Annotated in this window: 9 protein-coding genes; 1 reads left to right on the top strand and 8 read right to left on the bottom strand. The window is 65.1% G+C overall.

Annotation, left to right across the window (positions count from 1 at the left end):
- Nucleotides 1-226: 226 nt before the first annotated feature.
- Nucleotides 227-652, bottom strand: coding sequence for a PPOX class F420-dependent oxidoreductase (locus tag ABZ677_RS15710; RefSeq protein WP_037188346.1), 426 nt, complete (start codon nt 650-652; stop codon nt 227-229).
- Nucleotides 653-712: 60 nt separating this feature from the next.
- Nucleotides 713-2170 (bottom strand): amidohydrolase family protein, encoded by a 1458-nt coding sequence (locus ABZ677_RS15705; RefSeq protein ID WP_358370814.1) that lies wholly within the window; start codon nt 2168-2170, stop codon nt 713-715.
- Nucleotides 2171-2243: 73 nt separating this feature from the next.
- Here ABZ677_RS15705 and ABZ677_RS15700 point away from each other — a divergent pair, with 73 nt between their 5' ends.
- Complete coding sequence (locus tag ABZ677_RS15700) at nt 2244-2678, top strand: thioesterase family protein (RefSeq protein WP_037189018.1); 435 nt, start codon at nt 2244-2246, stop codon at nt 2676-2678.
- On the opposite strand, the gene ABZ677_RS15695 is transcribed toward ABZ677_RS15700, so the two are convergent.
- From ABZ677_RS15695 to ABZ677_RS15670, 6 genes are all read right to left on the bottom strand, one after another.
- Nucleotides 2654-4600: an acetoacetate--CoA ligase gene (locus ABZ677_RS15695; protein ID WP_358370811.1), complete on the bottom strand. Its 1947-nt coding sequence runs from the start codon at nt 4598-4600 to the stop codon at nt 2654-2656. The two genes, ABZ677_RS15700 and ABZ677_RS15695, sit on opposite strands and share 25 nt — an antisense overlap.
- A gap of 13 nt (nt 4601-4613) precedes the next feature.
- Nucleotides 4614-6248: an AMP-binding protein gene (locus ABZ677_RS15690; protein ID WP_358370809.1), complete on the bottom strand. Its 1635-nt coding sequence runs from the start codon at nt 6246-6248 to the stop codon at nt 4614-4616.
- 55 nt (nt 6249-6303) lie between these two features.
- A complete protein-coding gene (gene eutC / locus ABZ677_RS15685; RefSeq protein ID WP_358370806.1) occupies nt 6304-7128 on the bottom strand; it encodes an ethanolamine ammonia-lyase subunit EutC in 825 nt (274 codons plus the stop codon).
- Complete coding sequence (locus ABZ677_RS15680) at nt 7125-8537, bottom strand: ethanolamine ammonia-lyase subunit EutB (protein WP_358370803.1); 1413 nt, start codon at nt 8535-8537, stop codon at nt 7125-7127. The genes eutC and ABZ677_RS15680 overlap by 4 nt, the downstream gene beginning before the upstream one ends.
- A complete protein-coding gene (gene eat / locus ABZ677_RS15675) occupies nt 8534-9988 on the bottom strand; it encodes an ethanolamine permease (protein WP_037188356.1) in 1455 nt (484 codons plus the stop codon). The genes ABZ677_RS15680 and eat overlap by 4 nt, the downstream gene beginning before the upstream one ends.
- 136 nt (nt 9989-10124) lie before the next feature.
- Nucleotides 10125-11108 (bottom strand): cation transporter, encoded by a 984-nt coding sequence (locus ABZ677_RS15670; protein WP_037188358.1) that lies wholly within the window; start codon nt 11106-11108, stop codon nt 10125-10127.
- Between the last annotated feature and the right edge of the window lie 40 nt (nt 11109-11148).

Here is an 11148-nt window from a genome sequence, read left to right as displayed (position 1 = left end):
TGCCGAACCGGCAGCGATCGGCGGGCACCGAACACGTCGAGCAAGTTGCTTACTTCGTTCTCTATTTTCTCACCGGGAGCAACTCGAAGTTACCTTTCAGTACATATCCGTACGTATGTACCGGACCGTTACAAGTCGATACCCGATCCGAGCCGACCCGACACACTCCGACTCGATTCGGCACCCGGTCAATCTACAGTGCCGAACGTGCGGCGACCGTCGGTCGTCATGCCGTCATGTCGAAAGCGGCGATGACCTTGTTCGGTGTCACCCGAACGATCAATTCGCCCGGAACACCGTTGCGTGCGCCGAACTCCTCGGCGCGATCGCGGCCCATGTACCTGGCCCCGAGCTCGGTGGCGGTGCGGAGCAACTCTGCGGGGTCCTCGTCGACCGACGCGATGCCCTGCACCTGGACGAATCCGTACGGCGGCTCTTCGAGATCGACGGTCAGCACGACGCGGGGGTCACGGCGAATCGACTTTCCCTTCGCCGTGTCGGCCCCCGTGTTGAACACGATCTGGTCGCCCTCGACGAGGAACCAGATGGGTGCCACCAGGGGCCTTCCGTCGGAGGCGAGGTATCCGAGCTTGCCGGTGCGGGTACCCGCGGACAGAAACTCGCGTACGCGCGGATCGGTGATCGACGTCATCGCAGTCACGCTACGCGGCCACACCGACAAGATCGATCCGTGGGCTTCGCCTCCGTGCTCCTACACAGCAGCTGCGTGAGTGAGCGCACCGGCGCAGATCGTGGCTCTGATGTCGGTCTCGGCGAGATCGTGCACCGAGCGGTGCACGGGATGCTCGACCAGAACGACGATGTCCGCTGCATCCCCCTCTCGGAGCGCGCCACGGCCACCGCACGCCGCGCGCAGTGCCACCTCGAGGGGCACGGCTTCGTCCAGGTGCCACGGGGGTCGGTCGTCGTCGGTACGGAACACCGCTGCGGCGACTCCCGCCAGCGGCTCCGGTGGACTGACCGGGGCATCGGAACCGAAGAGCAAGGTCGCACCGCTTCGGTGCAGCGAGCCGTAACCGTAGGCCACCGAGCGCCGTCCGGCCCACAGGTCCTCGGCGATGTCGCGATCGGCCATCGCGTGCTGCGGTTGCACCGATGCCACGACGCCCAGCGCAGCGAAGCGCGCGACGTCGTCCGGCAGTATCTGTTGCGCGTGTTCGATGCGGCCACCGCAGCCGGCGCGCTCGAATGCATCGAGGGCGATGCCGTTGGCGCGGTCACCGATCGCGTGGATGGCAGGCATGATTCCGCCTTCCGACGCCCGCGAGACGAGCCGGTACAAATCGTCCCGAGTTTCGAGCAACAGCCCGTACGCGTCGTCCCCGTCGATGCCCGGGTACCGATCGTGGCAGCACGCCGTTCGAGTGTTGAGCGAACCGTCGAGCATCACCTTGAGCGGTCCGCGCCGGATCAGTTTCGACAGAGCCGAGACGTCGCCGGTGCGCTCGCCGCGCTCGAGTGCTTCGTCGAGCCATTGGGGCCACACCGTCGTGTCGACGCGAACCGCAGGCGAGCCGGCCGTCAGGCGTCGATCCCAGACCGTCTTGTTGTCGGCGAACTCGAAATCCACGACGCCGGTGACGCCGCGGACCGCCAGTGCGGCGGTGGCGTCGAGCACGGCCCGATCGAGTTCGGCCGGATCGTCCTGCTCCTCGAGCGCCATGACCGCTTCGAGACCGTCGACGTCGCGCAGCACACCGGTGGGGTGATCGATACCCAGATCGTCGAGCAACGCCGGGCTCAGCCACAACGTGTGCAGATCCATGCTCGTCATCGCCACGCGAGCACCGGGCAGCGCATTCTCGAGCAGGTCCTTGTGCGGCTCCTCCGGCCAGTGTGCGTCACGGAAGCCGTTGGCGCGCACCACCGATTCGCCTGCCGTGCGCGCGTAGGGGTACACCAGGGCGACCGCGTCGGCAGCCGATGCGGCGGACCCGACATCGATTCGCCGCCGCGCCGCCGCCCACTGCGTCAGGTGCACGTGAGAGTCCACGAACCCGGGCAACGCCACCCCGCCCCCACCGTCGAGCACCTCCTCGCCCCGTGCGCGCCTGGTGCCCGCCGGAGTGATCGACGCGATGACCGATCCTGCGAGTTCTATGTCGAAGAGCACGCCGGAACCATCCAGTGCGACATTGGCGATAATCACTCCTGGGACTCTAGAGCGTCGTGGTCACGGGCGCGCATGCCATCCTCTAGCAATGGAAACAGAGCCTGGTGCGATGCAGACAGAGCCGGCCGGTCCCGTCGGATATCACGCGAGCGTGACGGTGCGGTGGTCCGATATGGATGCCTTCGCGCACATCAACCATGCACGGATGGTCACCTTGCTCGAAGAGGCGCGCATCGAATGGCTGCTCAGCGAGGGCGAGGCCAACGAGTCTCTGATCAAGAGTGCGTTGATCGCGAATGTGACCATTGCGTACAAGAAGCCGCTCCGGCATTCGGACGGTCCGCTCGACGTCACACTGTGGTTCGAGAAGGTGCGCGCTGTCGATTTCACCATCGGGTACGAGGTACGCGCCGCGGGCGCGGCACCGGAATCGCCGCCCGCCGTGGTGGCGACGACCCGGATGGCGATGGTCGACGTCGGTGCCGAGACCCTGCGCCGCATCGCGCCCGAGGAGAAGGCCTATCTCGCGCGCTGGACTCGCTGAAACTCGGTCGCCCGGTCGACGAACCACGCCAACGCAGCCGGGTCGTCGACGGCACGTGCATCGAGAGTGCCTGCGGCAGTGGCACCTTGGAAGAGCCGTTTGAGCGGTACCTCGAGCTTCTTCCCGGTTCGAGTGTGAGGTATCGCGGGCGTGGCGATGACGTCGTCGGGAACATGTCGCGGCGACGCCTGCGTTCTGATGACGGATTCGATGCGTTCCCGCAACTCGTCGGTCACGCCGTCCGGGACCACAACGAACAGGGGCATCCAGTATCCGCCGTCGGGTAGCTCGATGCCCAGAACGAGCGCCTCGGTGACCTCGTCCAGAGATTCGACGGCCTGATAGATGTCGGCGCTCCCCATACGAATTCCGTTGCGGTTGAGCGTGGAATCCGATCGCCCGTGTACGAGAACACTGCCGCGATCGGTCATGGTGATCCAGTCGCCGTGCCGCCAGATTCCCGGATAGGTGTCGAAGTATGCGTCCCGGTAACGAGATCCGTCCGCGTCGTTCCAGAAGTACAGCGGCATCGACGGCATCGGCTCGGTGACGACCAGCTCACCGACGGTGCCACGGACTGCGTCGCCCTCCTCGTCGTAGGCGTCGAGCGCGACGCCGAGGAACGGCACCGACAGCTCCCCGGCCCAGACCGGCGCGGTCCGCACTCCCCCGGCGAATGCCGACACCACGTCGGTGCCACCGGAAATGGAGAAGACCGGCACGTGGGCTCCGATGTTCTCCGACAACCAGATCGACGACGTCGCAGGCATCGCGGATCCGGTGATCCCGACGGCTCGCAGTGCCGAGAGATCGTGATCGGTGCCGGGATGCGCGTCGGCCTTGATGCACGCGAGCACATAGCCGGGGCTGGTTCCGAGATACGTCACACCCAGCCTGGCTGCGATGTCCCACAGCGCATCCGGCGTAGGGAACGACGGATTTCCGTCGGAGCACACGATCGTGGACCCGGCCAGTAGACCGGCGACCTGGAAGTTCCACATCATCCAGCTGGGGCTGGTGTACCAGAAGAACACGTCCTCTGGTCCCAGATCGGAGTGCAGGGCAACGGATTTGAGATGCTCGAGCACGACACCGCCGTGGCCGTGCACGATCCCCTTCGGCAGACCGGTGGTACCAGAGGAGAACACGACCCACAGCGGGTGATCGAAAGGCACTGCGACCGGATTCAATTCGCGACTCTGCGCTGTTGCCGCAGACCAACTCACCGCGCTTCCCGACGCCTCGCCGACCGTCACCACGACCCGTAGCGTCGGCAGCCCCGACGTGAGCGCGTCGACATCGGCGGCCTTGTCCCTGAACTTCCCTCCGTACACGTACCCGTCGGCAGTGATCAGCGCTGTGGGCTCGAGCTGGCCCAGACGGTCGAGCGCCGCCGAGGCCGAGTAGTCCTGCCCGCACGCGGACCACACCGCCCCCAGGCTCGCGGTCGCCAGGAATGCGATCACCGCCTCGGGAACGTTGGGCAGATATCCGACGACGCGGTCGCCGCGTCGAACTCCCGCGCCTGCGAGCGTCCCCGCCAGCGCCCCGGCCCGATCGATCATCTCCTGCCACGTCACGGTCCGCGTCGAACCGTCTTCGCGGGCGTGGACGATTGCGGCGCGACCGGGTCGAGCGTGCCTGATCACCTGGTCCACGTAGTTCAGCTGCGTACCCGGAAACCACTGCGCTCCCGGCATATCTCGATCTGCGAGCACAGTTTTCGGCACGCTGGAGGAGCGGACCTCGAAGAAGTCCCACACCGCTCGCCAGAACAGTTCCAGCTCGTTCGTCGACCATCGCCACAGAGCCGAGTAGTCCGGTAGAAGCACATCGTGACGTTGCTCGACGAAGCGCGCGAACTCGGTCACCCGAGCCTCGGCGAGATCGGAATCCGTCGGCGTCCACAGCGCACTGATCATGGAAGCGAGTATGTCAGCCGAACGGCAGCTGTTCGATCAGACCGAGCGATCGCTCGCGCATCTCGACCTTGCGCACCTTGCCGGTGACCGTCATCGGGAACTCGTCGACCACGTGCACGTACCGCGGGATCTTGTAGTGCGCCAGCCGTCCGTCACAGAAAGACCGTATCGCCGCCGAATCGAGGGGCGTGGCATCGTCTTTCATCCTGATCCACACCATCAGCTCCTCGCCGTACTTCGGATCGGGCACACCGATGACCTGTGCGTCGAGGACATCGGGGTGGGTGTACAGGAACTCCTCGACTTCGCGGGGATAGATGTTCTCGCCGCCGCGAATCACCATGTCCTTGATCCGCCCGGTGATCGCCACGTAGCCGTTGTCGTCCATCACCCCGATGTCGCCGGTGTGCATCCACCCCTCGTCGTCGATGGCCTCGGCGGTCTTCTCCGGCTGCTCCCAATAGCCGAGCATCACCGAATAGCCGCGGGTGCACAGCTCGCCCGCCTCGCCGCGCGGCAGTGTGCTGCCCTCGATCGGGTCGACGATCTTGACCTCGAGGTGCGGACCGACGCGTCCGACGGTCGACACCCGCTGCTCGATGGAGTCCTCGCTCCGCGTCTGCAGGGACACCGGCGACGTCTCGGTCATGCCGTAGCAGATCGACACCTCGGCCATCCCCATCCGCTCGATGACCTGCTTCATCACCTCGGTGGGGCACGGTGATCCGGCCATGATGCCGGTACGCAGACTGCCGAGGTCGAAACTCTCGAAGTTCTCCAGTGCCAGTTCGGCGATGAACATCGTCGGGACTCCGTAGAGCGACGTGCACTTCTCCGCGGCGACGGCCGTCAACGTCGCCACCGGATCGAACGAGGGACCGGGAATCACCATTGCTGCGCCGTGGGACGTGCACGCGAGATTGCCCATCACCATGCCGAAGCAGTGGTAGAAGGGCACCGGAATGCACACGCGGTCCTCGGCGGTGTAATGGCAGAGCTCGCCGACGAAGAAACCGTTGTTGAGGATGTTGCGATGACTGAGCGTCGCGCCCTTGGGGAAACCCGTTGTCCCCGAGGTGTACTGGATGTTGATGGCATCGTCGGCACCGAGCCGCTCGGACACATCGGTGATCATGTGCGGAGTCTTCGCCAACGCTCGATGCCCGCGATCGGTCATCGCCTCCCACTGGATGCTCCCGATGAACAGCACCTCACGCAGGGATTCCACCTCGGGGCGCACGTCGTCGATCATCGCCGCGTAGTTCGATCCCTTGAACTCCGTGGCCGACAACAACACCGACACCCCGGCCTGCTTCAGTACGAACTGCAGCTCGTGCGAGCGATACGCGGGATTGATGTTGACCAACACGGCACCGATCTTGGCCGTCGCGTACTGCGCCAGAACCCATTCCGGGCAGTTCGGTGCCCACATCCCGACGCGGTCACCCACCTCGACTCCGGCCACGAGCAATCCGGCCGCCAACAGATCGACGTCGGCGACGAACTCCGAGTAGGTCCACCTCCGCCCGGACGCAACATCGATCAACGCATCACGATCCGAGTACCGCGCCGCAGTTCGATCCAGATTTGCGCCGATCGTGTCGTCCAGCACCGCGGTGTCGGACGCACCGGAAGAATAACTGTCCATACACCCCACGGTAGTGACCGCCGTCACCCTCGGCCACCCCCGGATAGGGGTGATGTCACTCCAGGGTGAGGGCCTCGGTCGCCTCGAGCACGTCGGCTCGCGAGGTGTCCTTCAACGCCACGCCCGACCGCCCGAGCTTCCTGGCACCGGCCAACAGACCGGCCACGATTCGTGCCGACTGCGCATACCCCTGACCTTCCGGCGGATGGATGTTGGAGATGCAGTTGCGATCGGCGTCGGTGCACCCGGGTTTCGGCAGATGCGTCAGATAGATACCGAGACTGTCGGCGACGGACAATCCCGGACGCTCCCCGATCAGCACCAGCACCGTCCGCACACCCATCGCCGCGGCGATGTGATCACCCAGCGCCACCCGTGCCTCGGTCGCAACGACCGGGGCCGCTATCGAATAGCGATCGGCCAGTTCGGCTTTCAACGCCTCCAGCATCGGCACACCGTGATCGGCGAGTGCGCGCGGGGACAACCCGTCGCTCAACACGATTCCGATCTCGTCCTCGGAATTCTTCACGTCCGACAGATCTTTCGGTTGCCGACCCAGATCGGGCCGTCGCAGATACTCCGCGCGACTCGTCGCCAACGACGTCACCACCGACGGTGCACCGAGACCGACCTGCTCCACCCGGCCCACGAAGTCCTCGACCTCGAGCGGCATGTGCACCGCATCCCGCGCCGCAGCGTGCGCCGAGCGAAACTCGAGCACCCGCGTGGTCGGCAACGAATCACCGATGCGCCCCAATCCGATTCGAGCCTGCGTCATCGCGCGCAACTCGCCCCAGAACTCGCCTTCCGGTCTTTCCGCAGGCTCCACTCCTGCCACTTCCTGCCGTTCCGCGGGCACTGCGCCCGATGGGTCTGTCATCGCGCACTCATCAACGCTCGAAGTGGCGATCCCGCGGCATCGACGTCGAGGACTCTGCCGTCGGCGTCCACCATGCCCAATCGGGAGAGCCACGACTCGAATTCCGGTGCCGGTCGCAGACCGAGAACCTGCCGAACGTAGAGCACGTCGTGAAAGCTCAACGACTGGTATCCGAGCATGACGTCGTCGGCACCCGGCACCGCGATGACGAACGCGACCCCGGCGGTGCCGAGGAGCGTCAGCAGGGTGTCCATGTCGTCCTGGTCGGCCTCGGCATGGTTGGTGTAGCAGACGTCCACTCCCATCGGCAGCCCCAGCAGCTTGCCGCAGAAGTGATCTTCCAGGCCGGCCCTGATGATCTGCTTACCGTCGTACAGGTACTCGGGCCCGATGAATCCGACGACGGTGTTGATCAGCAGCGGCTCGAGATCGCGGGCAACCGCGTACGCCCTCGTTTCCAAGGTCTGTTGATCGACGGGTCGGTCACCGGTGCCGATGTGCGCGCCCGCCGACAACGCCGAGCCCTGGCCCGTTTCGAGATACATGACGTTGTTCCCGACGGTTCCGCGGTGCAGCGATCGGCCGGCCTCGTTGGCCTCGCGTAGCAGTGGAATGTTCACGCCGAAGCTCGAATTGGCTCCTTCGGTGCCCGCGATGGACTGGAACACCAGATCGACCGGAACGCCCTTGTCGATCAGTTCCATCGTCGTCGTCACGTGCGAGAGCACGCACGATTGAGTGGGGATCTCGAAGCGCTGGCGGATTTCGTCCAGCAGGTGCAGCAGTTCGGCCGTCGCCTGAGGTGAGTCGGTCGCCGGGTTGATCCCGATGACCGCGTCGCCGGATCCAAGCAGCAACCCGTCGAGCGTGGCCGCGGCGATTCCGCGCGGATCGTCCGTCGGGTGGTTGGGCTGCAGACGCGTGGTGAGCGTTCCGGGTAGCCCGATCGTCGTACGGAACGCCGACGTCACCTGCACGGCTCTCGACACTGCGATCAGATCCTGGTTGCGCATGATCTTGCTGACCGCTGCCACCATCTCGGGAGTCAGTCCGGCGGCCACCGACCGCAACGTCGCCGCCGCGTCCGGCTTCGCGGTGACCTGGAGCAGCCAGTCCCGTAGACCTCCGACGGTCAGGTGCGAGACGGCCCCGAAGGCAATGCGGTCGTGTGAATCGATGATGAGGCGGGTGACCTCGTCGGTTTCGTACGGGACGAGCAGATCGTGCAGGAAGACATCGAGCGAGACCTCCGACAACGCCCACTGCGCTGCCGCGCGCTCGGCATCCGATTCGGCTGCGCAGCCGGCCAATTCGTCACCCGATCGAAGCGGCGTCGCCTTGGCCATCAAGTCCACCAGACCGTCGAACGTGTAGGTGGTGCCCGAGACCTGCTGGGTGTAGATCGTCATTCCAGCTCGGCCTCGGCCTCGGCCAGAGCGGCGAACTCCTCATCCGGCGAGTTCGCGACCAGATGATGCCTGCTGTAGATGCCGAAGTAGGCCATGAACGCGACGAACACTCCCAGGCACCACAGCGCGGCCGTGGAATCGACGACGAACGTGGCCACCACGGCGAGCGCCGCGATGATCAATGCGAATCCGGTGGTCACGACGCCGCCGGGGGTTCGGTACGGGCGTTCCATGTTCGGCTCGTTGCGTCGGAGCACGATGTGGCTGACCATCATCAGAACGTAGCTCAGCGCCGCGCCGAACACGGCCATGTTGAGCAACATTCCGCCCTGACCGGTCAGCGAGAGCAGGAAGCCGATGACGCCAGGGACGATCAAGGCGAGCGTCGGGGCCTTGCGAGAGTTGGTGATGGACAGTGTCTTCGGCAGGTACCCGGCACGCGAGAGCGCAAAGAGCTGACGCGAGTACGCGTACATGATCGAGAAGAAGGACGCGATCAGTCCGGCCAGGCCGATGTAGTTGACGATCTTGCTGGCGGTTCCGTCACCGAGGGCTTCCACCAACGGGTTTCCCGATTCCTTGACGGCGTCGGCACCGCCTGCGCCGGTCACCAGGAACAGCACGACGGCACCGGTGACGAGCAGCACGCCCATGGCGGCGATGATGCCGCGCGGGACGTTCTTGGTCGGATCCTTGGCCTCTTCTGCGGCCAGCGGAACACCTTCGATCGCGAGGAAGAACCAGATGGCGAACGGGACGGCAGCCCAGATGCCGAGGTAGCCGAACGGCAGGAATCCCGAAGCTCCGGCTGCGTCGGTCGGCGCGATGTCGGTCAGGTTGCTCGCGTCGAACTGTCCGATGGCGGCGATGGCGAAGACGATGAGTCCGACCAAGGCGATCGCGGTGATGACGAACATGATCTTGAGGGCTTCGCCTGCGCCGGAGAGGTGGATTCCGATGAACACCGCATAGACCACCAGGTAGACCCACCACCCGTCGGTGATGCCGAACAGCCCGAGGGATTCGACGTAGGCACCGATGAACGTCGCGATGGCGGCGGGAGCAATGGCATACTCGATGAGAATCGCTGTGCCGGTGGCGAATCCGCCCCACGGTCCGAGAGCGCGGCGGGCGAAGGTGTAGCCACCGCCTGCTGCGGGCAGCGCCGACGACATCTCGGCCATACCGAGGACCATGGCCAGGTACATCCCCGCGATGATGATCGCCGCGATGAGCAGACCCCCGAAGCCACCCTCGGCGAGACCGAGGTTCCATCCGGAGTAGTCGCCGGAGATGACGTAGCTGACTCCGAGGCCCGCCAGCAGGACCCAGCCGGCCGTCCCCTTCTTCAGAGTTCGCTTGGCCAGGTAGTCACCGCCCTCGACGTGCGACTGAGTGCTCTCGTGGGAGCCTGCTTTCGGATGAGACGACTGGGGGTCTACTACGGACATTGCAAGCCTCTCGTCACCAGTTCGCTCGGAGCGGGGTCACGCCCGAGGGGGTCGATTCACAACACGTGTGGCGCGCGAATCGGTTCAAGATAGGCCCGTGATGTAAGCGGCGCGTCATCGATGAATGACGGGCGAATTACGGCTGGTACCCGACGGCGTTGACGTCGCCGATGTCTCCCTCGTCCGGTTCGGCGACTGTCAGTACTGCGTCCACCACAGCTCTGTTGGTTTCCAACTCACGCTCCAGCCGCCGGAGCGTGTGCGCGATGCGTGATTCTGCGAAATCACCGACGAGATCGACACTCGCCACCACGTAGAGCTGTTTGGGACCGACGAACTCGATGCGAACGAACCTGACCGACGCCACGTCCGGAAGTTCTTCGATCCTCTGCACCACCGCGTTCCATAATGCTCTCGATCCCGGTTCGCCGGTGAGGAATCGGCGGTTTCGATCGATCAGAACGAACGCGACGATTCCGAGCAGTACACCCACCAGGATGGAGCCGATGGCGTCGAACGCCGCCGATCCGGTGAGCTGATGCAGACCGATTCCGGCACCGGCGATGACGATGCCGATCAGTGCGGCACTGTCCTCCGCGAAAACTGCACGCAGCGTCGGGTCCGAGGTCTCGAGTGCGTAGTCGAGAAAGTCCCGGTCGTACTCGGCGGCCTCGCCGCGGATCTGACGCACCGATTGCAGAAACGACACGCCCTCGAGCAGGAACGCGATGGCGAGCACGACATAGGCCACCAGGTAGTTCTCGCTGCTCGATTCACCGGCGAACAACGAGGTGATGCCGTGCCACACCGAGACGGCCGCACCGGCGACGAACAGTCCGATCGCCGCGAGCGTCGACCAGAAGTACGTTTCGCGTCCGTAGCCGAGCGGCCGACGATCGTCCGGTCCGCGCGATCCCCGACGATTGGCGACGAGCAAGAAGATCTCGTTGCCGGTGTCGGCCCACGAGTGCGCTGCTTCGGCGACCATCGATGCAGATCCGGTGAACACCGCGGCAAACGTCTTGGCAATCGCGACGCCGAGATTGGCGACGAAAGCGATGATCACGGTACGTAGGCTCTCGCCGCCCTCGGCCGCGTCGGACTTCGGTGCGCTCTTCATCTTTCGCACTGTATGCGCTCCACGCAGTGGTGCGGTCGAG

It is taken from the genome of Rhodococcus sp. NPDC006774 (assembly GCF_040636045.1).
Lineage (GTDB): Bacteria > Actinomycetota > Actinomycetes > Mycobacteriales > Mycobacteriaceae > Rhodococcoides.
The sequence above is the reverse complement of the archived record's forward strand: the minus strand, read 5'-3'. Positions and strand labels throughout refer to the sequence as shown.